Source organism: Arthrobacter sp. 2762 (assembly GCF_040548745.1).
Lineage (GTDB): Bacteria > Actinomycetota > Actinomycetes > Actinomycetales > Micrococcaceae > Arthrobacter.
In genome coordinates this window covers 113,930-136,052 of sequence record NZ_JBEPSI010000004.1, presented here as the reverse complement: position 1 = coordinate 136,052, position 22,123 = coordinate 113,930, and the positions used below count along the sequence as shown (strand labels likewise).

At 60.5% G+C, this 22,123-nt stretch carries 15 protein-coding genes; 5 read left to right on the top strand and 10 right to left on the bottom strand.

The features are described 5' to 3' along the window. Positions 1–42: 42 nt before the first annotated feature. Complete coding sequence (locus ABIE18_RS09160) at positions 43–4,218, top strand: type VII secretion EssC family protein (RefSeq protein WP_499722404.1); 4,176 nt, start codon at positions 43–45, stop codon at positions 4,216–4,218. Here the strand turns inward: ABIE18_RS09160 and ABIE18_RS09155 are convergent. After that, positions 4,215–4,652, bottom strand: a complete 438-nt coding sequence (locus ABIE18_RS09155; protein WP_499722402.1) for a hypothetical protein — start codon at positions 4,650–4,652, stop codon at positions 4,215–4,217. The two genes, ABIE18_RS09160 and ABIE18_RS09155, sit on opposite strands and share 4 nt — an antisense overlap. Positions 4,653–4,962: 310 nt before the next feature. Here ABIE18_RS09155 and ABIE18_RS09150 point away from each other — a divergent pair, with 310 nt between their 5' ends. Continuing rightward, complete coding sequence (locus ABIE18_RS09150; RefSeq protein ID WP_003804966.1) at positions 4,963–5,211, top strand: WhiB family transcriptional regulator; 249 nt, start codon at positions 4,963–4,965, stop codon at positions 5,209–5,211. 149 nt (positions 5,212–5,360) lie between these two features. On the opposite strand, the gene ABIE18_RS09145 is transcribed toward ABIE18_RS09150, so the two are convergent. Genes ABIE18_RS09145 through ABIE18_RS09130 form a run of 4 tightly spaced genes read right to left on the bottom strand, consistent with a single transcriptional unit; the run spans position 5,361 to position 13,722 of the window. Continuing rightward, a complete protein-coding gene (locus tag ABIE18_RS09145; RefSeq protein ID WP_216924023.1) occupies positions 5,361–6,830 on the bottom strand; it encodes a sensor histidine kinase in 1,470 nt (489 codons plus the stop codon). A gap of 32 nt (positions 6,831–6,862) precedes the next feature. After that, positions 6,863–11,719, bottom strand: coding sequence for an NAD-glutamate dehydrogenase (locus ABIE18_RS09140; protein WP_499722400.1), 4,857 nt, complete (start codon positions 11,717–11,719; stop codon positions 6,863–6,865). A gap of 57 nt (positions 11,720–11,776) precedes the next feature. Then, complete coding sequence (locus ABIE18_RS09135) at positions 11,777–13,081, bottom strand: CpaE/TadZ family protein (RefSeq protein WP_499722398.1); 1,305 nt, start codon at positions 13,079–13,081, stop codon at positions 11,777–11,779. Then, positions 13,078–13,722 (bottom strand): SAF domain-containing protein, encoded by a 645-nt coding sequence (locus ABIE18_RS09130; protein ID WP_499722396.1) that lies wholly within the window; start codon positions 13,720–13,722, stop codon positions 13,078–13,080. Before ABIE18_RS09130 ends, ABIE18_RS09135 begins: the two co-directional genes overlap by 4 nt. 156 nt (positions 13,723–13,878) lie before the next feature. Between ABIE18_RS09130 and ABIE18_RS09125 the strand changes: the two genes are divergently transcribed. Further along, the gene (locus tag ABIE18_RS09125) at positions 13,879–14,094 is read left to right on the top strand and encodes a helix-turn-helix domain-containing protein (protein ID WP_216924027.1); all 216 of its coding nucleotides are present in this window, start codon (positions 13,879–13,881) and stop codon (positions 14,092–14,094) included. Between the two features lie 27 nt (positions 14,095–14,121). Here ABIE18_RS09125 and ABIE18_RS09120 read toward each other — a convergent pair whose 3' ends face one another. Continuing rightward, entirely contained in the window at positions 14,122–14,691 is a 570-nt protein-coding gene (locus tag ABIE18_RS09120) for a hypothetical protein (RefSeq protein ID WP_499722394.1), read from the bottom strand. A gap of 145 nt (positions 14,692–14,836) precedes the next feature. Here ABIE18_RS09120 and ABIE18_RS09115 point away from each other — a divergent pair, with 145 nt between their 5' ends. Further along, the gene (locus tag ABIE18_RS09115) at positions 14,837–15,631 is read left to right on the top strand and encodes a LysM peptidoglycan-binding domain-containing protein (protein WP_499722392.1); all 795 of its coding nucleotides are present in this window, start codon (positions 14,837–14,839) and stop codon (positions 15,629–15,631) included. A 161-nt stretch (positions 15,632–15,792) separates the two neighbouring features. Beyond that, entirely contained in the window at positions 15,793–16,215 is a 423-nt protein-coding gene (locus tag ABIE18_RS09110; RefSeq protein WP_499722390.1) for an Rv3235 family protein, read from the top strand. 117 nt (positions 16,216–16,332) lie between these two features. Here ABIE18_RS09110 and secA read toward each other — a convergent pair whose 3' ends face one another. The 4 genes from secA to ABIE18_RS09090 form a co-directional block, all read right to left on the bottom strand. After that, complete coding sequence (gene secA, locus ABIE18_RS09105; RefSeq protein ID WP_499722388.1) at positions 16,333–19,074, bottom strand: preprotein translocase subunit SecA; 2,742 nt, start codon at positions 19,072–19,074, stop codon at positions 16,333–16,335. A 42-nt stretch (positions 19,075–19,116) separates the two neighbouring features. Next, positions 19,117–20,406: a winged helix-turn-helix domain-containing protein gene (locus ABIE18_RS09100; protein ID WP_499722386.1), complete on the bottom strand. Its 1,290-nt coding sequence runs from the start codon at positions 20,404–20,406 to the stop codon at positions 19,117–19,119. A 27-nt stretch (positions 20,407–20,433) separates the two neighbouring features. Beyond that, positions 20,434–21,162: a ribosome hibernation-promoting factor, HPF/YfiA family gene (gene hpf / locus ABIE18_RS09095; RefSeq protein ID WP_431115718.1), complete on the bottom strand. Its 729-nt coding sequence runs from the start codon at positions 21,160–21,162 to the stop codon at positions 20,434–20,436. Positions 21,163–21,305: 143 nt separating this feature from the next. Then, positions 21,306–21,554 (bottom strand): phosphoribosyltransferase family protein, encoded by a 249-nt coding sequence (locus tag ABIE18_RS09090; RefSeq protein WP_499722642.1) that lies wholly within the window; start codon positions 21,552–21,554, stop codon positions 21,306–21,308. Positions 21,555–22,123: the final 569 nt, after the last annotated feature.

Below are 22,123 nucleotides of genomic sequence, written 5' to 3'. Positions count from 1 at the left end.
TCAGTTCTGGACGGCTGCGGGAATCCAGGAAGGAATGGGCAAATGATCTTTGAGTGCACACTGGTTCGCGGCCCGAATGCCGCATCACCGGAGCCACCGGAAGAGCTGACAATCACTGCCTTCGGCGGAATGCCGGGCTCAGAACTCCAGCGGCAATTGCAGGAGGCCCGTGGGGTCGGTCCCTTGTCAGTTGCAGGGGAAGACCTATGCGCCCTGGCTGTCGGACACCCGCCACTCGTGGCCGGGGCAGTCCTGGTGGACGGACACTGTCCCGCGGAAAAGTCAGACTCTCCGGCAACGCCGCTCCTGCTCCTGGCACATACCGGGCCGGGGGCCGGCTCAGTCTTTGCACTCCAGCGCGGTTACCACCACCTTGGCCGTGGCGCTGTCGACATTCGCATCCCTGATCCGGGGATGTCCCGCGAGCATGCCGTGTTGGAGGTGTCCAGCACCGCATTGAGCGTCACAGACACGGGGAGCCGGAACTCGGTACTTGTTGATGGGGAGCGAGTCCGGGAAAAGACGGTGACATCGTCGTCGAGAATTCGCTGCGGCAACACCACCTTCACTATCGTTACGCCAAACAGCTCCACTCCCGGGATTCATGCCGACGCCGGCCGTTCTGTTCAAGTGCCACTTGAAGTCCAGCGTCAGACGAGCTCTTTGAACCGGTGGTCGGTTGCCGTTGCGGCGGGGCTCCCGCTGGTGGCAGGCGTTGGTCTTGCACTCGCGACGGGAATGTGGATGTTCCTTGGGTTTACGGCCGTTTCCGCGCTGAGCCTCGTTGTTCCGATGATCAGCGGAAGGAAGGGACGCCGGGAGTTCAGGCGTGCCGTCGCAACGGCGGCACTGCAGGACGCCGAACGCCGCCGCCGATGTTCGCCGTCTGCGGCAGAGATCATCGTTGCCACCTTGGCCCCGGCGTCAGGTTTGGTCCTGAAGCCTCCGGCACCTCTGACATTGCCCGGCCCTGGGGCAGGATCGCCTGATGCATCACGACATGGTACGGCCGCCGGTTCCGGAACGTGGGTCCGGCTGGGTACCGCGCCCACTCTGGCCAATGTGCGGCTCGTCCCTGCAGATCCCCACTTCCGTCCACCAGCAATCGGCGCCATGCCAGTGACGCTGGGCTTGCACCCCGCGATTGTTGCGTTGCATGGCCAGACCGAGCACGTTGACGCCCTGATCCGTTTCATTGTCATGCAACTGGCAAGTTTCCCAGGGTCGTCGTCCACACCGATCATTTTTCTTGGACCGATAGGCCGCCTGCCGCTCAGCGCCCGGTTCCTGCCATACCTGACGCTTGCCACGAATGATGCGGCCGCGGCGGCAGCTCTTCGGAGGTTGAAGGGAACCAACAATGGCAGGCTCATCGTTCTCGATGACTCGCCGGGCGGGGATGACCGCGATACCAAACTCCTGGATGCCGCCTTGGAGGCTTCGTGGCAGGTGTTGCGGCATTCCGGCTCCTATGCCGAACCCACTGGTGTGGCCATCGAGATGGGACAGTCTGGTACATCCGCCGTTTTGCAGGTCCCCGGTGGCCGGCAGGAGTTCATCCCGGACATGGTTCCGCTGAAGGCTTTCGAACAGTTTTGCCGCACAGTGGCGTCCAATCCGCACCGGGAAGGTCCTGCCGACGACGGCATACCAGGATCCTGCTCTTTGAGTGACCTGCTTCCAGGCGGACCTCGAGGCATACTCCGGCGATGGGTTGGAGAGAACGGGCCAAACGAGCTCCAGGCAATTCTGGGGCAGGGCCAGGACGGCCCCTTGACGTTTGACTTCCATGTCGACGGGCCCCATCTCCTGGTAGCCGGAACGACCGGCGCCGGGAAGTCAGAACTCCTGCGGACGATCGTGGCGTCCATGGCGCTGAATCATTCGCCGGACCAGGTGACATTCCTGTTTGTCGATTTCAAGGGCGGCTCCGGACTACGCCCTTTACTTGGGCTTCCACACTGCGTGGGCCTTCTTACTGACCTTGGAAGTCATCATCTTGACCGCGTGCTTACTTCCCTGCGAGGCGAGATCCGCCGTCGCGAGGAGTTGTTCGCGGACGCTGGGACTTCAGACTTGGCTGCATATCAACGTTCACCTGCTGCTACAGTGGCGGCGATCCCCCACCTGGTCCTTGTTGTGGATGAGTTCCGAATGTTGGTCGACGAAGCCCCCGGAGCGCTTCGTGAGCTGATGCGCGTTGCCGCCATTGGACGGTCCCTGGGCATTCATCTGGTCATGGCTACACAAAGGCCCCAGGGTGCGTTGACCGCCGACATCCGCGCCAACGTCACGTCAAGCATCGCCCTGCGTGTTCAGTCGGATGCGGAGTCGATGGACATCATCAATTCCAAAGCCGCAGCGTCCATCGGCGTCGATGTCCCTGGGCGGGCGTATCTTGTGAGGGCAACCGGTAACCCCGAGGAATTCCAGACGGCGTCCCTTGCTGTCCCGGCCGCGGCCAGCCGGTGGGCCCCGGGGGCAGCAATCGTTCAGTCGACCATAGGGGCCTTGCACCCTCCTCAGGACAAACAGCCAATGGTCGGGAAGTCCACGGCACAGGCGGAAGCAAGGGCGGAAGCGGTGGTCTCGGCAACGCGAACCGTCTGGCACTCTCTGGGGCGGGCCGACCCCAGGCAACCTGTAGCCCCACCGTTGCCGACATCCATTGCATGGAATGCAGATCTATCTGCTTTCGGTGTGGCAGGCAAGGATGTTGAAGACGTACCGGACGCGTTGATGGCCGCCGTGGGTCCATTGGGAATCGTGGACAGACCAGAACAGCAGTCAGTTGAGGCACTGCAATGGTCACCCACCGACCATGGTCATTTCGCCATGATCGGCAGCAGTACCAGTGGAATGCACGAATGTTTCAAGGCTGCATCGGCGATGCTGGCGGCACACGGGACCCCACCGCATCTGTACATCCTGGATTCGACTGGAATGCTCGGAAAGCCCCGCCAAGGCGACAGCTATGGCGCCAACTTGGGCCTGCATCAGTTGGCATTGGCATTACGGGTCCTTGAGCGGATCACTGAAGAAATGGCACGTCGACGCGCCGAGGGCCAGGACGTGTCCACAAGTCCCCGTTTGGTCCTGGTGGTTACTGGCTGGTGCTCATGGGCCGCAGCACTCCGATCAGGGCGTTTCGCGTGGGCAGAGGACCTTTTGAGGGACATCATCCGGGACGGGACGCCCCTTGGCGTCACAGTCCTGATCTCCGGCGAACGCGAACTCGTCAGCTCACGCTTTTTCTCCGCAATCCCAAACCGGGCATTTTTCCCAACAGGCGCCACGGAGGAATCGCGCTATCACTGGCCCCGCCTTCCGGAAGTCGAGTCTGTCCCCGGGCGCGCTGTTGCCATGGGTGGATTTGTTCAGGGCGCAGCCACGGTGGCTCATTTCCGCACTGCGCCAAGCGGGACGGCCTGGCCGTTCGTTGATCTTCAACCTTCATCGGAACCACCCTTCCGGGTCCGGCCCCTCCCCGAATCCCTCAGCACGTCTGATTTCGACGTCGCGATGGCAGCTATCCCAAGACCATCGCGGCCATTCTCGGGATCGGCGCAGTCAGGGAGCTGCCGCGTTGCAGCTGAAGACCTGGACAGCGGGATATCGCCGGACTCCATTCCCTTGTGGATCGGCCTTGGGGGTGACGAATCGGTTCCCATGTCATTTCCCCTTGGGCCGCGTGGAGTCAGCATCGTCATTGGGGGCCATGGCTCCGGCAAGACTTCAGTGTTGGCATCCCTGACGTCTCTTAATCCCCAGGTTCCATGGGTCTTCCCGGGAGTTGGAACTACTGCCGGTGCTTTCTGGGCAACCGTGGCCCGCTCAGCCACCGCGGGATCGCTGGATCCTCTAAGCATCCTCTGCGTCGATGACGCCGATCTCCTGGATCCGGAGGGGCGGGCTGCTCTCGCCGCCCTGGCTGGCCGGACACGAGGAGTGATCATGACTGCGATGTCGGGTCCCGCATTGCTTCAGCGTTTGCCACTGGCTGGAGAGGTCCAGGCCAATGGCGTGGGCCTCATTCTGGCTCCCAGGACTCCTCTGGACGCCGACATCCTCGGCGTGAGGTTGGAAACAGAAAACTCACCGCGTGCTGGTCGGGGTGTAATTGTCCGGGGAAACCGTGTGGTCCAGGTGCAGGTGGCGTTCACTAGCGACTCCACGACGCAGATCAGCACCATTGGAAGTCATGGCAGCATTCGCTAAAGCGCGCCCTGCGTCCCTCCCGCTCGTGACGCATATGCGATAACGCTCTTTTGGAAGAGAAACACGATCGCTGCCAGCGCAGGCAAAATCATAGCCAACCCCGGCAGAACCAAGCCGCCGGTCATGGTTGGGAAACCAATGGTGAGGACGAACAACTGAGCCACCAGGGCGGCCGCACGGGTCCATCGGTACCCGCGGAACAGGAAATGGCCCACTGCGAACAGCCAGGCAGAGAAGGCCAATAAGAGGCCCAGAGTGAAGACCGCTCCCCAAAACGTCAGGACAGGAGCTCCCGTTAATAGTTCGAACGCGTACCAAGCCGCAGCACCCAGGAGGGCCAATGCTTCCAGCACCACAACGATCGAAATAATCAGGATTCCAGGGGGCTTCTTGCCACCGGATTCCAGCCCCTGCGGTATGGGGCCCTCAGGCAAAGGTCTAACTGGACCGTTGTTTCCATCTGATCCAGGGTTTGGTTGGGCCGGGTTAACAGGAGGTCTTGACACACTGGCACACTACCGGACATAGTCATCTAGCAGTGAGGGCACTGGCGGCTGATGTGATGCATCGCTCACGGATTCAGGGCATTTCAACGACTAATACCCCTTGTTTACAAGGCGTTAACATGAAACGCTTGACTCAGACGACCAAGGGGGCCCATGCGGGCCCCTTTCCTTTGGAGCCTCTCGTGAATGTTTTCACAAAAGGCTCAACTAGTTCTCACGAATGGAGTGACTGATCAGCATGGATTGGCGTAATCGCGCAGCCTGCCTCGACAAGGACCCGGAGCTCTTTTTCCCAGTCGGCAACACGGGACCAGCACTTCTGCAGATTGAGGAAGCAAAGAGCGTTTGCCGCCGGTGCCCCGTTGTGGACACTTGCCTTCAGTGGGCTCTTGAGTCCGGCCAGGATGCAGGCGTCTGGGGTGGCATGAGCGAGGACGAACGCCGCGCACTCAAGCGTCGCGCAGCACGAGCCCGGCGCGCTTCTTAGCAGGCAGATAAGCACAAACGCGGAAGGCCGCGGACCACATGGTCCGCGGCCTTCCGCGTTAATAGAGTCTGTTAATAGAGTCTTCTGCGTTAATAGGGCCTTCTGCTTTTAGACAGCCGCCTGTTAAACCCCTCTACCTCCGGAAGGCGCTATGCGCGCGCGAGATTCAGGACAATTTCGACGGCGGTACCGCCACCGTCCCGTGGGCTCCATTGAATGGATCCCCCAAGCTCACTTGTAACGAGGGTACGCACGATCTGCAGACCCAGGCCTTCCGTGTATTGGCCGTCCGGCAACCCAACGCCGTCATCGGCAATTGTCACTGTCAAGAACTCGTCATTTCCGTCTCCCGCTGCACGGTCAGCCAGCAACCAAACAGTTCCCGTCCGTCCCTCCAAGCCGTGCTCAACAGCGTTCGTGACCAGTTCGTTGATGACCAGGGCCAGTGGCGTGGCGAAATCGCTGGGCAGTTCGCCGAACATCCCGGACCTTTCGGTGCGTACTTGCTGGGAAGGTGAAGCGACTTCGGCAGAAAGCCTGAACTGGCGCCCAATGAGTTCATCGAAGTCGACGCTTTGAGTCAGACCTTGGGACAGTGTCTCGTGAACAAGCGCGATGGTAGCCACGCGCCGCATGGCCTGTTCCAGTCCCTGTTTTGCTTCGTCGCTGACCATCCGTCGGGACTGCATACGCAGCAGGGCAGCAACGGTCTGGAGATTGTTCTTGACCCGGTGGTGGATCTCGCGGATCGTCGCGTCCTTGGTGACCAACTCCATTTCGCGGCGCCTCAATTCGGACACATCGCGGCACAAAACAAGGGCACCAAAGCGATGTTGCTCGTCGCGCAAAGGAATGGCACGCAGGGAAAGGCTGACCCCCCTGGACTCAATCTCGCTGCGCCATGGCATTCGGCCCGTGACAACCAACGGCAGTGTCTCGTCCACCATGCGTCGATCCTTCAACAATCCGGCCGTCACTTCAGCGAGGGAACGTCCTTCAAGGGACTCCACCTCGCCCAGGCGCCGGAAAGCAGACACGCCATTGGGGCTTGCGTACTGCACAATGCCTTCAGCGTCGAGCCGGATGAGTCCGTCCCCTACACGCGGGGCACCTCTGCGGGATCCGGTTGGCGATGCGAAATCCGGCCACAACCCGAGAGTTCCCATGCGAAGGAGGTCGTACGCGCATTGCCGATACGTGAGTTCCAGCCTGGATGGCATACGGGAACTGGACAGGTCCATATGGGAGGTGACAACGGCGAGGGTCCTGCCGTTGCGCACCATCGGCACGGCTTCGACACGCAGCGCCATCTCGCTGCTCCAACTCGTTTCACTGGAGCGCTCAATGGAGCGGCTGTTCCAGGCCTTTTCCACGAGTGGACGAAGATCCGAGCGGATGCCCTCACCCACGAAGTCCGCGTGAAACACCGTATGCGATGTTGACGGACGTACGTGGGCGAGGGCGATGTACCCAAACTCCGGATGCGGAAACCATAAGGCGAGGTCGGCAAACGCCAGGTCGGCGACCATTTGCCAATCGCCTACCAGGAGGTGCAGCCATTCAGCATCTCCAGGCCCGAAATCAGCGTGTTCCCTGATGGGGTCTGTAAAGATTGCCACTGCACCTCCATTTGCGACGCTGGGACCAGCCCCTAGCGTCGAACGATTGACCTCAAGAGCCTTAATGCTACCGATAGTGAAGCCATGTCATCGGCTTCGAGGGAATTGACCTCATCAAACATGGTCTTTGCCCGTCCGAGTTGTTCGGCATTCAGGCCCTCCCACGTCCTCAGGCGATCCTCTGCAGGGGTGCCGGGCGTGCTCGACTCAAGAACCGACGTCGTCATATCTGCGACGGTTGAGTAGAGGTCGTCCCGGAGCGCCGCACGGGCAAGTGCCTGCCAGCGGTCGTCGCGGGGCAGTGCGCTGATCCGTTCCAGCAGCGAGTCCACGTGGAAGCGGTTGAACACCGTGTAGTAGACATGCGCCACTTCCTCGACGCTGTTGGTCCCGGTCTGGGCAATCCTTGCGATGTCCAGCAAAGCATAGCTCTCGAACAGCTCCGCCCACCTGTGCGCCAGGTGATCCGGCAACTCCCAGCCACGGGCCTTTTCCAGCCAGCCGCTGATCCGAACTTTGTCATCGCCACGCAGGTAGTCCAGCAATTTGGCCCGAAGAGGCGCCATCATGGGCTTGAACGACTTCACGACGTCGGCAATCGGCCGGGACGCCATGCCCTGCCCGAGCACCCATCGGACTGCCCGGTCCAGGAGCCGGCGGACATCCAGATGGACTTCGCTCCAGTGCTCGGTGGGGAACGATGCCGGAAGGGCATTCAATTCGTCAACCATCGGATCGAGATCGTAGATTTCCCGCAACGCCACGAATGCCTTGGCTACCGCTACCTCATTGGCAGACGTTTCTTCGATCGCCCGGAAGGCGAACGTGATGCCACCGAGGTTGATGATGTCGTTGGCCACCACCGTAGCGATGATTTCGCGCCGCAGCGGGTGGGTGTCCAGTTCGGCGTCGAACCGCTCCCGCAACTGCTTCGGGAAGTAGGCCCGGATCGTCTCCTTGAACCAGGGGTCGTCGGCCAGGTTGCTGTCCCGGAGGGCACCGGCCAACTCGATCTTCGCGTAAGCGGCCAGGACAGACAGCTCGGGGGACGTCAGCCCCTGTCCCTGTTCCAGGCGCTGGCGCAGCGTCTCGGTAGTGGGCAGTGCCTCCAGGTCACGCTTGAGGTCGGCTGATTTTTCCAGCCAGTCCATCAGGCGCTCGTAGCTGGGGCTCCAGTCCGCAACCCGGGTGCGGTCGTTAAGGAGCAGGATGTTTTGGTCGATGTTGTCCTGCAGGACCAGGCGGCCGACTTCCTCGGTCATATCAGCCAGGAATGCTGCGCGTTCTGTGGCCTCAAGCTTCCCGGCCGCCACCATACGGTCAACGAAGATCTTGATATTGACCTCGTGGTCGGAGCAGTCAACGCCCGCTGAGTTATCAATCGCATCCGTATTGAGGATGACACCCTGCAATGCGGCTTCAATACGTCCACGCTGGGTCAACCCCAGGTTGCCGCCTTCACCGACTACCTTGACGCGCAGGTCCTTGCCGTCCACACGGATGGCGTCATTGGCTTTGTCCCCTACAGCAGCATGTGTCTCCGTGCTGGCCTTGACGTAGGTGCCGATGCCACCGTTGTACAGAAGGTCCGCCGGGGCAAGCAGGATTGCCCGAAGCAATTCGGGAGGGCTCAGCTGGGTTGTTCCGTCCGGCAACCCCAGGGCCTTTCGTACTTGGTCCGACACGGGGATTGTCTTGGCTTGACGTGGGTAGACGCCACCCCCCTCGCTGATGAGGGTCCGATCATAGTCATCCCACGAAGACCGCGGGAGCTCAAAGAGCCTCTGCCTCTCCGCGTACGATGCGGCCGTGTCCGGGTTGGGATCCAGGAAGATATGACGATGGTCAAATGCCGCCACGAGCCGGATGTGGCGCGAAAGCAACATGCCGTTGCCGAAAACGTCACCTGACATGTCGCCCACGCCGACGACGCTGAACTCTTCGGTCTGAGTATCGAGGTCGAGTTCACTGAAGTGCCTCTTCACTGACTCCCAGGCGCCGCGGGCGGTGATACCCATGGCCTTGTGGTCATAGCCTACGGACCCACCTGATGCGAAGGCGTCGCCAAGCCAGAATCCATATTCGGCAGCCAATCCGTTGGCTGTGTCTGAGAACGTTGCGGTTCCCTTGTCAGCTGCCACCACCAGATAGGAATCATCGCCGTCATGGCGAACAACGTCCGACGGCGGCACAAGCCGTTCGCCCTCCGCTGTGGTAACGAGGTTGTCAGTGATGTCCAACAAGCCGCGAATGAAGGTCTTATAGCTTTCAACCCCCTCGGCCATCCAGGCGGCGCGGTCAACTGCGGGGTTGGGCAGCTTCTTCGCGAAGAAGCCACCCTTGGCGCCGGTGGGTACGATCACCGCGTTCTTCACGGTTTGCGCCTTCACCAGGCCCAGGATTTCAGTACGGAAGTCCTCCCTGCGATCGGACCAGCGAAGACCACCACGCGCCACCTTGCCAAAGCGGAGGTGAACGCCCTCCACCCGCGGAGAGTAAACCCAGATTTCGAACATGGGGCGCGGGAACGGCAGACCATCGATGGTGGTGGGATCCAGCTTGAAGCTCAGGTATCCCTTGTTTTGGAAGAAGTTGGTGCGCAACGTGGACTCAATGAGGTTGACGAAGGTCCGAAGCACGCGGTCCGCGTCCAAGGTGGCGACTTGCTCGATAGCTTCTGCCAGGGCAGCCCTTGCGGCACCTTGCTGCTGGGGACGCATGCTTTCCTCGACGCTGGGATCAAAGCGGGCGGCAAACAGGACGGTCAGACCCCGTGCAACATCCGGATTGGCCAACAGTGTATCGGCGATGAACCCAAAGGAGTTGGTATTGCCCATCTGGCGCATGTACTTGGCGTAGGCCCGGAGGACCACCACTTGGCGCCAGTGCATGCCTTCGCGGAGCACAAGGCGGTCAAAGTTGTCAGACTCGACGGCCCCTGTGACTGCAGCACCAAATGAGTCAGCCAGGAGATCTCCGGTGGCGAGCGGGTCTATGCCAGCGGGGTACTTCAGCCCAAGGTCATACAGGAAAAAGTCGCGGTGATCAGCGGTTTCGATTTCGAAGGGCCGTTCGTCCAGGACTTCGAGGCCAAGGTTGTGGAAGTAAGGAAGGATCTGGCTCAGGCTCTTGGGCTCCATCAAGTAGAGCTTGACCCGAGCATCCTCCTCCAATGCGTCACCGGCACCTTCGGGAAGGTACACGTGCACGCCGGGGCGGAGTTCCTTGCTCGCTTCCCCTGCCCGTTCGGCCTGGGCTCCATACTTTTCAAACCGTTCGATGTCCTCCAGCGCGTCTTCAACCTCGTAGTCGACGCGGTAACCGGGAGGGAACGCCTCAGCCCACAAGGCGGACAGTACGTCAGCGCTCTCCGCGGGACGGTTCTCCCGAAGTACCTCGGCGATGCCTTCGCTCCAGGACCTTGAGGCACGCATCAGCCGGTGTTCGAGTTCTTCTACGTTGACTTCGGCAAGTTCCGCGGTGCGTGGCAGCCTGATCCTGAAGAAGACGCGGGCAAGGGCCGACTCGGTGATCCTCGCTTCGTAGTCAATGCTCTCGGCTTGGAAGGTCTCTCGTAGTTCCTGCTCAATACGGAGCCTGACACTCGTGGTGTACCGGTCACGCGGCAGGTATACGACTGCGGACATGAAACGTCCGTAAATGTCGGGGCGCAGGAAAAGCTTGGTCCGGCGCCGTTCCTGGAGTCGCTGGATCCCGGTGGCCGTGGCCGCAAGGTCCGGGATTTCGATCTGGAACAGTTCGTCGCGGGGGTATGTTTCCAGGATACCCAGGAGATCCTTGCCCGAGTGTGAATCCATTGGGAAGCCTGCGTTACGCAAAACCGCATCGACCTTGTCCCGGACAATGGGAATGTTGCGGACCGATCCGGTGTAGGCGCTTGTGGCGAAAAGCCCGATAAAGCGCCGCTCACCATTGACGTTCCCCGCTGCGTCGAAGCTCTTGACTCCGATGTAGTCCAGGTATGCCGGACGGTGGACGGTTGAGCGGGAGTTGGCCTTTGTGATCACCAGTGCCCGCTTTTCACGGGCGCGCTTGCGGCCGGCGTCGGTGAGGTGCTGGATCTGCCGGGTGTTGTCACCGGCGCGGAGCAAGCCAAGTCCGCTGTCCTCACGAAGCTCCAGGACGTCCTCGCCGTTTTCGTTCACGAGGTCGTATTCGCGGTACCCGAGGAAGGTGAAGTTGCCCTCATCCAGCCAGCGCAAAAGGTCCTGCGCCTGCCTGAGTTCGGCAATCTGCTCGGGGTGCGAAACGCTTCCAAGCGCTTCTGCAAGTTCCAGTGCCTTGCTGCGCATTTTCGGCCAGTCTTCAACGGCGGCGCGAACATCCCCGAGGACACGTTGGAGGCCGGCAACCAATTCTGTGCGGGCTTCCTCGCTTACGCGGTCAATTTCGACGGCGATCCAGGACTCCATGTGCGACGAGTTGTCGTTGTCGCCGAGCAGGTGGGCGACGCTGGGCAGTGCCGCGGTGTCGCCACTGGAGATGCCGATATTTGACGGGACCCTGGAAACGTTGCTGAGTTCGCCCGAGACACGGTCGCGGGTAACCACGAAAAGCGGGTGCATCACCAGCCGGATGGCGCAGTTTTGGCGAACGAGTTCGGCGTTAACGGAATCAACGAGGAACGGCATGTCATCAGTAACGATGTAGACAACGTTTCGGTCAGCCTCGGCGCCGATTTCCACAATGGCATTTCCAGGTCGCCGGGACTGAGCAACTTTCCTATGTGTGCTTGCCCGCGAAATCAGCAGCTCAGGCGCATACGCCCGGGAGTCCTCCTCTGCGAGATGCTCATAGTAGTCACCGAAGAACCCCTCACGGACAACTGCTGCATCGGACCGATCCTCCACGCTGGATCCTGACGACATCTACAAACGCCTCCATCACATGTTGATTGCTGCGACTCTGCAGCCCACATGGCGAGCCTAGCGCTTAAGCAGACCGAAGGCTCTGGAAGATCGGCCAAGGGATTTCTGATTTTGCTGGATAGGTGCACAGACCAACCCCGCAATGGCTTGACGCAAGGGAGAGTCGGGCGATGATTCCAACAGGACAGACCCCGACAACAGCGCGGCATCGCACGCTTCCGCGTCTGCAGGTAAGTAGGCATCAACGCCATGGCCAGGCCCGAAGCGCTCCCAGGCCTCGGATAACTGCTGCCTGGGCGAACGGCCCGCCGACGCCCGTTTTACCTTATTGAGGAGCACGCGTGGCGTTGCCTGTGGAACCGCTGCTTCGAGCTCGGCCAGGCCACGGACCAACCGTGGGACGCCGATCGCGTCCGCAGCCCCCACCGCAAAAACCTCGTCTGCCAGCTCCAAGCTGCGCAGGGTAGCGCCATTGCGGCGTGGCGCCATAGTGTCAAAGCTCAGTTCCTCGTCTGCTTCCAGGCAGAAACCGGTGTCCACGACAACTACCTCGGCCACCTGCTTGGCCCTTTCAAGGACAATCGAGAGCGCAGAGGCCCTCAGTTCAGTCCAGCGGTCCGCCCTTGTGGTTCCAGTGAGTACTCGAAATCCACCACTCTTGGTGAAGACAGGCGTAGCAGCCCGGTCCAATGCCTCCGAATCCAGCAATCCTTGGTCAGCGAGCCTGCAGGCCTGGGCGAGGCCGGCCGACTCCTCCAACAGGCCCAGCATGGCCGACACGCTCGCACCGTAGCTGTCAGCATCCACAAGAATCACGGACTTGCCTTCGGCCGCCAACTCGGCAGCCATGTTTACCGCAACCAGAGTTCTTCCCGGCGCGCCTGTTGGTCCCCACACTGCTATCACCCTCCCTGAGCCGGCCGCTTCGGGCTCTCGCGTTTCCGGCGCCACTTGGAATCCCGCAGATGAGTCTGCGAAGCCGGCGTCTGGAAACTTGCGGGCGCCGACCGGCCCACCGTGGCGACCCACTGCATCGGAAATCCTCACGGCAAGGGCAGCGGGCTCAATATCAGTGGATGCTGTTACTACACCAATGGCGGTGAGCCTCGAGACCTCCACCGGGTCCACGGTCAGGGCGAGAATCGACACACCTACGGCAGCCAGCCGATCCACCAATGTAGCGGTTAGTTCTTCGCAGCCTTCGGTAACGACTGCCGCCAGGGCAAGGCCGCTTTGGCAGGCAGCCATCAACTCCGCAAGCTCTGAACACCGGCGGACCACCGTGACGGGGCCATGCAAGCGCTCCAGCCCGCCAACCACCGCTTCCTGTGCCTGGCCAACAGTTATGACCGGGATGCTCATTGACTGATGCCCGCGGGGTTCCAAACAACAGATACCTTGGCGGCGTTGGCCTTGGCACCCAGCAGCTTGGGCATCTGCTTGTCCGTGACCAGCACCAGCACGACCGTTGTCTTTGAGGCACCGAGAGCACTGGAACCCGCTGTTACCTCTGCGATTTCGGCACCGGGCAGCAATAGCTGTGGTTCTTCAAAAGCGTTTTGCGAGCCAGGCATGGCGACCCAGACGTCCACCTTCGCCCCGGGAACTGCCTGCGCTGGAAGTGACTCATCCATTGATATGGCCACAGGCTTGCGGTTCAGGACGTCAGCCTGCCCGAGGCTCTTCCGTGGCACGAGTTGGTCCTTCTCAATTCTCTGTAGCGCCACCTTGCCTTGGGCAACTCCGCCTTCCACCGTTACGTAGCCGGACTCAACGTCGTCCAAGCGAACCTGGACGACGGTTAGGTCCTCGGGCCCCACGGTTTGGCCAACCGCAATACCCTCCCGTGCGGCATAAACCTGTGTGGTCCGATCAGCGGCACTGACAACCGAGATGACTCCGGCGACGGATACCAGCATGAGCAGCGCTCCCACCAGTAGCCGTGGATCCTTCCAAGACGGCTTCTTCAACCTGTTGCCGGCGACGCCTGTACTCGGATCCATTTTTCCTGCTCCCCCATTGAAGTTTCATGGCATGGTTACCCGCGCCGCCTCTTCATTGTTGCCGTGACCCGGCGCAAGCCAAAGTCAAGAACTCCAAATCATGGGAAATTGTGGATAACTGTGCCAAACGGGGCCAACAGGTGCCAAAATAGTCCCATGCCCCGATTCCTGACTCTGGCGGACGTCGCCGAACAACTGCAGATAAATTCGCCGCAGGCCTACGCCCTGGTACGCAGCGGTGAGTTGAAAGCTATTCAGGTCGGAGGACGCGGGCAATGGCGCATCGAGGAAAAGATGTTGGAGCAATACATCGAGGAGCGGTATGCCGAGGCCAGCCGCATGATTGAAGAGGCCAAGTCCAAGTCGAGTTAGCGTTGAGGGCAACGGGCCTATGAACGGCTAGGGTCCTTGGTTCCCGTCTGAGCACAGGGCCGCAAGTGATGTAAAGGGAATAGTCCTCACGGCAGCCACTGCACTGCCCCGCCGCACTTCGCCCCGCGTATCGGCAAAATCGAAATGGTCCCGTCCCACCCTGTCAATGACGCCATGGAGCCTGTGGTCTCCGCCCGGACCGGTGGCCAGGACCACTGTCACGGGCGCCCTGTCTCGGGAGAGCCCCCGGAGTGCGCTGGCAAGCCTTAGCGAACTTTGAACCTGGGAAACAGGTTTCCTGGCCAATCTTCCCAGTCCGTCGTAATGACTTACCGATGCGCTTGGAATGAGCCATTGCCGTCCGTTGTCGATCAACACAAACCAGTCCCCACCAATGTGGCCCAGGGTCCCCTGGAGAGAAATACCGCTGTTCAGCACCAAAGTGATCTCAGCTCCGGCGACGCCCCGAAGCCTGTCCGCGAGGTCCAGGCCGGCAAGCTCAACCCGCACACGTTCGGATATTTCCGATTCACGGACCAAGGCGCGCTCAGCAGAAAACTGCGCTTCCAGATCTTCAAAAAGAGAGTCCCATCTCATATCGTCAGAATAGGACCCGCAGCGCGTGGCGCCAACTGCAATTGGATTTTCCCGTCATGATTGGACAAAGCCCTTCGACTGTGCTCAGAATTGGCAAACATCATCAAATGACATCAAACAGCATTAAAGAGCCGAAAGGGTAAGAATGAGCAGCGATCCATCAAGGATCCGCCACGATGCCGCCTTGGCCGCCGTGCTCCTCGCGCTGGGACTTTTGCTGGTCATCGTTGGGCAGAGTCTCTTGGGGCAGTGGCAGGTGGATGTGGCCCACGGGCAGAGAGGTACGTTCGACCACCTCCTCGCCCTTGCATCCAGTGCCTCGGGAATTGCCATTGTGTCTTGGTGGATCCTCTCACTTTGCCTCGCAGCTTGGGCTGCAGTCCTGCATGGCGCGGGAAGGAGCGGCAGCGCCAACGCCATCGCCAAATTCAGTCCAGGTTTCATGCTAAGGCTGGCGTGTGCCCTTCTAAGCCTGAATTTCCTTGGAATTCAGGCCGCACAGGCCGCCGCAACGCCCGAGCCTCAATGGCAAGCCAGTGCCAGTGGCGACTCAGGCACGGCAGCGTGGCATCCATCAGCTGGAGCACAAGGCCTCCTGCCCGCTGTGGGAATGGCTCCAGCACTAAGCACCGAAGAAAGCCACGAGGCAAGCCGGCGAGGGCCTGCCTGGCAGCCACACCCTCCCATGGTTGAGCCCGGCCTCCTGTCGCGCCCAGGCTCTCGGGAGATGACGTTTGAACACCCCGCCGAGGCGAGCGTTGTCGTCAAGCCGGGTGACACGCTGTGGTCCATTGCCGCAGACAACCTTGGACCCTTCGCGACAGACGTTGACATCGCTCTCCATTGGCCGAGCTGGTATTCAGCCAACCGAAGGATCATTGGCGACGACCCTGCGACCTTGCGCCCGGGGCAAGTACTGCAGCCCCCAACGCCGGACTAAGGTCCTCGCCGCCCGTAAGGAATCCGACTGTAATGGACGACACCCACTCAGGGGCACTCGTTCAAGATGTAAGACCAGTCCCATTGTCATCCCAGACGTAGCAACCTGAGCCAAGCGATGCCCGCGCAACGGCTCACAGAGTGAACTCATGAGGATTGACCATGACTGTTGTAACTGCACGCCGCCACGCAGACCGCCAAAGAACCAAACGTCCCGCAACGAATGCCGGAGCCGATGCTTCTACCCTCGACGTAAGGTTGGTGGCGCGAAGCATCGCCCAAGCTGCAGTCGAGGTACTTGCCGGGACAAGGTCCGTTGTCCAGCTGTCCAGATCCCTCGATGCGCAATGCTTTCTTTCGCTCCAGCATCGGGCCTCCCTTACCCGCGAACACGCTGCACGTACCCGCGGCTCGCTACAGGTTCACAGAAGCCCAATGGTCCGTTCCGTCCGGGCTTGCGCGATTTCAGACTCCATCTACGAGGTCAGCATCGTCGTCTCCGAGGAGCATCGCTCGCGCGCTATTGCCATGAGGTTGGAACACTCCGACGGGACGTGGCAGGTCACCGCACTGGAGATTGGCTAGGCACCTGGTTGGCTAGGCACCCATGAGCCAAGCAGGTTGCGTCGACCAGGAGTCGGCGGATCTACGAAAAAAAGACCCCGGACATGTGTCCGGGGTCCTTTCTCATAAGGGACGAGATCAGCGTCGCTTCTTCTTGGCAGTTTTGCGCTGCTCCTGGGTGGCTGCCTTGGCAGGATTACCGGATCGGCCCGAGGAGCGACCTTCGATGCGGGTCTGGCTCGCACCGTCCTCGCCTGGGGCTGTGTACTGCAATTGCGCAGGCTTTTCGGGTGTCTCCAGACCGGCAGCGCGGATCTGGGGATCGTGGTGCTCGGTGTGTGCACCTGCCGCAGTATCGTCGGCAACAACGACATCTTCGGCGGGGGTCACCTCAACTTCAAGGTTGTAGAGGAAGCCAATGCTTTCCTCACGAATGGCTTCCATCATGCTTTGGAACATCACGAAGCCTTCGCGCTGGTACTCCACCAGCGGATCGCGTTGGGCCATGGCCCGCAGCCCGATGCCCTCTTTGAGGTAGTCCATCTCGTACAAGTGTTCTTGCCATTTACGCCCAAGCACCGACAGAACCACCCGGCGCTCCAGCTCGCGCATACTTTCAGAGCCAATGGCTTCTTCACGGGCCTGGTACACAAGCCGCGCGTCAGAGAGGATCTCTTCCTTAAGGAATTCGGCAGTGACCCTGGACTTACCGCCGGCTTCATCGATGATTTCCTGGGCAGTTACGGTGGCAGGGTAAAGCGTCTTCAGGTTGGACCAGAGCTGGTTGAAGTCCCAGTCATCGCCGTTGCCTTCTGCCGTGGCGGCTTCAATAAGGGCGTTGATGGTGTCTTCCAGGAAGAACTGAACTTTTTCGTGGAGGTCATCGCCTTCCAGGATCCGACGACGGTCCCCGTAGATCGCTTCACGCTGGCGGTTCAAGACGTCGTCGTACTTGAGGACGTTCTTGCGCTGCTCCGCGTTGCGGGCTTCCACCTGACCTTGAGCCGAGGCAATGGCACGGGAAACAAGCTTTGATTCCAGCGCGACGTCGTCGGGCACAGAACTGTTCATGAGCCGCTCGGCAGCACCGGAATTGAACAGCCTCATGAGGTCATCGGTCAGTGAAAGGTAGAAACGGGATTCCCCGGGATCGCCCTGACGTCCGGAGCGGCCCCGCAACTGATTATCAATCCGGCGGGACTCGTGGCGCTCGGTGCCCAGCACGTAGAGGCCGCCAAGGTCCAGTACTTCCTCGTGCTCGTCCTTAACCGCTTGCTTGGCCGCTGCGAGTGCCTCGGGCCATGCTGCTTCGTACTCTTCCGAGTTCTCCTCCGGGTCGAGGCCCCTCTTGGCGAGGTCTGCGATAGCAGTGAATTCGGCGTTGCCACCAAGCATGATGTCGGTACCGCGGCCTGCCATATTGGTTGCCACCGTGACGGCACCCTTACGTCCGGCCTGGGCCACGATCGAGGCTTCCCGTGCGTGGTTCTTGGCGTTCAGGACCTCGTGGCGGATTCCTTCTTTTGCCAGCAGCTTGGAGAGATATTCGCTCTTCTCAACGCTGGTGGTGCCAACCAGTACGGGCTGGCCCTTTTCGTGGCGTTCCGCGATGTCTTTGACGACGGCGTCAAACTTGACGATCTCATTCTTGTAGACGAGGTCCGATTGGTCGATGCGCTGCATGTCCCGGTTGGTGGGGATGGGCACAACTCCGAGTTTGTACGTGCTCATGAACTCGGCTGCCTCGGTCTCGGCCGTACCCGTCATGCCGGACAGCTTCGAATACATACGGAAGTAGTTCTGCAGCGTTACCGTTGCCAGGGTCTGGTTTTCGGCCTTGATCTCGACGTTTTCCTTGGCCTCGATGGCCTGGTGCATGCCTTCGTTGTATCGTCGCCCGGCGAGGATACGGCCTGTGTGCTCGTCAACAATCAGGACCTCGCCGTCGAGGATGACGTAATCCTTATCGCGCTTGAAGAGTTCCTTCGCCTTGATGGCGTTGTTGAGGAAACCAATGAGTGGGGTGTTGGCCGATTCGTACAGGTTCTGGATACCGAGGTAGTCCTCAACCTTTTCAATTCCGGCTTCCAGGACACCGACAGTCCGCTTCTTCTCGTCGACTTCGTAGTCAACCTCCGGCTGAAGCCGGAGTACGACCTTCGCGAATTCGCTGTACCAGCGGTTTGTGTCGCCTTGGGCCGGACCCGAGATGATGAGGGGGGTTCGCGCTTCATCGATCAGAATCGAGTCAACTTCATCCACAATGGCGAAGTTGTGGCCCCGCTGAACGAGTTCACTGGCGTCCCAGGCCATGTTGTCGCGCAAATAGTCGAAGCCAAATTCGTTGTTTGTCCCGTAGGTGATGTCTGCGGCGTACTGCTGCCGACGCACCGACGGATCCTGATTGGAGAGGATGCAGCCGCTTGTGAGGCCAAGGAAGCGGTAGACGCGTCCCATGAGCTCGGACTGGTATTCGGCAAGGTAGTCATTCACTGTGACAACGTGGACGCCCTTGCCCGTAAGGGCATTGAGGTATGCCGGCGCAGTTGCCACGAGGGTCTTGCCTTCACCGGTTTTCATCTCGGCGATGTTGCCCAGATGGAGGGCGGCGCCACCCATGAGCTGCACGTCAAAATGCCGCATGCCCAGCGTTCGGGATGAAGCCTCGCGGACTGCTGCAAATGCCTCCGGCAGGAGAGCGTCCAAGGTCTCGCCGTCCTGGTGCCGGGAGCGCAGACGGTCCGTTTCCTCCCGAAGTTCAGCGTCAGAGAACGTCTTGAAAGAGTCTTCCAGGGCATTGATGGAATCGGCATAGTTCCGCAGTTGCCTGAGTGTTTTCTTGTCACCCGTGCGGAGAAGTTTTTCGATTAGTGATGCCACGTGAAATTGCTCCCAGTCTCATGCTGCCGAATTCTGGCTGTTTCAGTCTACGGGAGAGAGTATCGCCACGTTATCCGGTTCCCCTGTGAGCGGACTGCTTCCCCCAACTGGCTCACGAGGCCCGATAGGTCCCCAGGCCACTGCCTCGGAGAGTGGACCCGAGAGATCCCCCACCGGCCACACAACAACTTCCTGAAGGCCGAGCCACTGGGCCATGAGCCACAATTCGGCGGAAAGCTCGACGGCGGTATCGGGTGGCGCTCCTGGCTCACCAAAGGCGGACCGAACCAAGAGTTGGCCTGCGGCCCTGTCAGCCTTCAAATCGACCCGGGCCACGATGCCTTCCCTGAGCAGGAAGGGCAAAACATAGTAGCCGAAACGGCGCTTGGCAGCCGGGGTGTAGATCTCTATCCGATAGTGGAATCCGAACAACTCTTCCAGGCGGCGCCGCTCGAAGACCAGCGAGTCAAAAGGGCTCAGCAGCGCCCGGCCTTCGGCCCTGCGTGGCAATCTGGCCTCAATGTGCCGGTAGGTTTCCCGGTCCCAGCCGCGAACGGAGACGCGCTCCAGCCGGCCTGCCTGGAGAAGGCGCTGCACCGACGCCTCACCAGCCTTCAGCGGGGTCCGAAAATAGTCGGAAAAACACCGGACCGTTCCGATGCCGTGGGCCATGGCGGCTGCATCCATGAGCCGGTCAAGGGCAGCATCGGAATCCGACCCGCCGTCTACCGAGCCCGGCAGAACCCTGGAAGTAAGTGTGTAGAGACGTTCGAATTGGGGTGTCCGCGAAGCCGCCGAAACGCGGCCTTCTTCAAACAGATGCTCCAGAACGCGCTTCACGGTGTTCCAGTTCCAGCCCCAATTTCCGCTTTCGGCGTCCGGGGTGTGCCCAAGTTGGGCAGTCAAGGCAGACGCCGTCATCGGCGGTCCGGCCTCCAGGGCTGCGAGGATTCGTTCCTCCATGGCGATCCGCACCGCGGGCTCCAAGTGATGCGCTCCCACCCACGCCCGCTTTTGCCAGAGAAGCAGGTCGGGAAATTGCTCCGGACGGATATAGCTGGCCTCGTGAGCCCAGTACTCCACCATTTTGCGTGGTTTTCGGCCTGCCATGGAGTGAAGGATTGCCGGATCATAGTTTCCCAGACGGGAAAAGAATGGCAGATAGTGGCTCCGGGCCAGCACATTCACGGAGTCGATCTGGACAAGCTGGATCTGGGCAAAGGTCCGGCCCACCGCCCGTGGGGTCACGGGGCCGGCGGGCCGGACTTTCGCCAATCCTTGGGCTGCCAATGCGATCCGCCGTGCCTGTGACAGGCTCAGCGAAGCGGTCATTGAAGTCCTTTCACGGGCGATCAAGCCTTACTTGGCGGTGGCCGCCTGGTCATCCGAGCGGTATGCGTGGATCTTCTCCTCCACGGCTTCCTCGCCGGGCTCGCAGGTGGAGTCCAGGGTTATGACACCATAAGTCCAGCCACTGCGCCGGTACACAACCGAGGGCGCATTGGTTTCCTTATCCAGGAACAGGTAGAAGTTGTGTCCCACCAGTTCCATGTTGTCCACTGCATCATCGAGCGTCAGGGATGCTGCAGGGAAAACCTTCCGACGGATCAAAACGGGTGAATCTCCCGCTGGAATGTCGTTCTCGATCTCGTAGGGCGACCGCTCATCGGCCTGCGGTGCAGGCTCCTGATGGCTGTTGGCCTCTACATAAATTGGCTCGCTGGCACTCGCGGGCTCAAGGGAGGCCGTTGCTTCCCGAACGGCCTTGGGCGTGTGTCGCCCATGGTGCACCTTCTTCCTGTCCTTTGCGCGACGCAACCGCTCAAGCAGCTTGTTGTAGGCAAGATCGAAGGCAGCAAATTTGTCAGCGGCTGTGGCCTCGGCACGGATAACAGGGCCTCGGCCCAGGACTGTCACTTCAACGGTGAGCTGTCCCGGCGTTTGCCGGGGGTTGGTCTCCTTGGAAACCTTGGCGTCGACTCGCTGGACTTTGTCCCCCAGCGATTCAATCTTTGAGATTTTCTCGCCGGCATATTCGCGAAAGCGGTCAGAAACTGTCAGATTTCGTCCGCTGATCATGAACTCCATGGTGCCCTCCAAATAACTCAGGTGACACGACAACGACGCTGTAGGGGGCTGGTCTGACGGACAGTCGAGCCCCTTTCCGAGCCGCTATCGACAGGTACATCTGTTCTTGGTACCCACAACCGACGTTAGTTCATCGGCACGAGTTATTCACCCTTTGGCCACTTATTTTTTGTTTGCGTCTTAACCCCACCATGGGGCTCGTCTCCGGCTGTGTGCGAGGCGTAGGCTGGTGGCCTCGTGGCCGCGAGAACAACGGCGCCGCAGACTATCCCTCCGGCCGCAGAAACAGCCCGGGCAGCCTCCGCAAGGGTGGCTCCAGTGGTGAGAACATCGTCCACAATCAGGCATCTTTGCCCGCGGATCTTTTCCCTGTAACGGGGGCGAACCCTCATGGAACCCCGGACACGCCTGGCACGCTCACCCCTGCCGAGTCCTTTTTGGCCGGTGGAACCATCTCTCCCCTCCGTGCCAAGGATGGCCCTGACGCCATATCCGATCAGGTCTTTGCACGTTGCGGACAGCCACTGGTTTTCCGGGAGACTCCCGGTCTTCTCAAGAGCGTTAAAACCCGGGCACCGGGACAACATGCCTCGTTTCTTCATGCAGCGGAGCAGAACGTGTACGGGGCTGAAACCCCTGCCTCTGAAAGCCTTGCCGCTGCTGGGGACAGGAACAACGCAAAACCCTGGCTGGTCACCAATGGCCAGCCGAACTGCGTTTCCGAGGCAAGGCGCCAACACCTCAGCCAGTCGCCACTGGCCGAAGCTCTTGAACGACAACAGGGACTGCGAAAGTTCATCCCTATAGGGACCCGCGGCCACCACGCCCAGCTTTACAGTGCCATCAACATCGACGAGCGCAGGCGATTCCTGTTCGGCCCTGAAGGGCTTCCTGCAAAGCTGACGCACCCGCTTGGCACAATGCCTGCACAAGACGGTGTCTTCCACGCCGCAGCAGACGC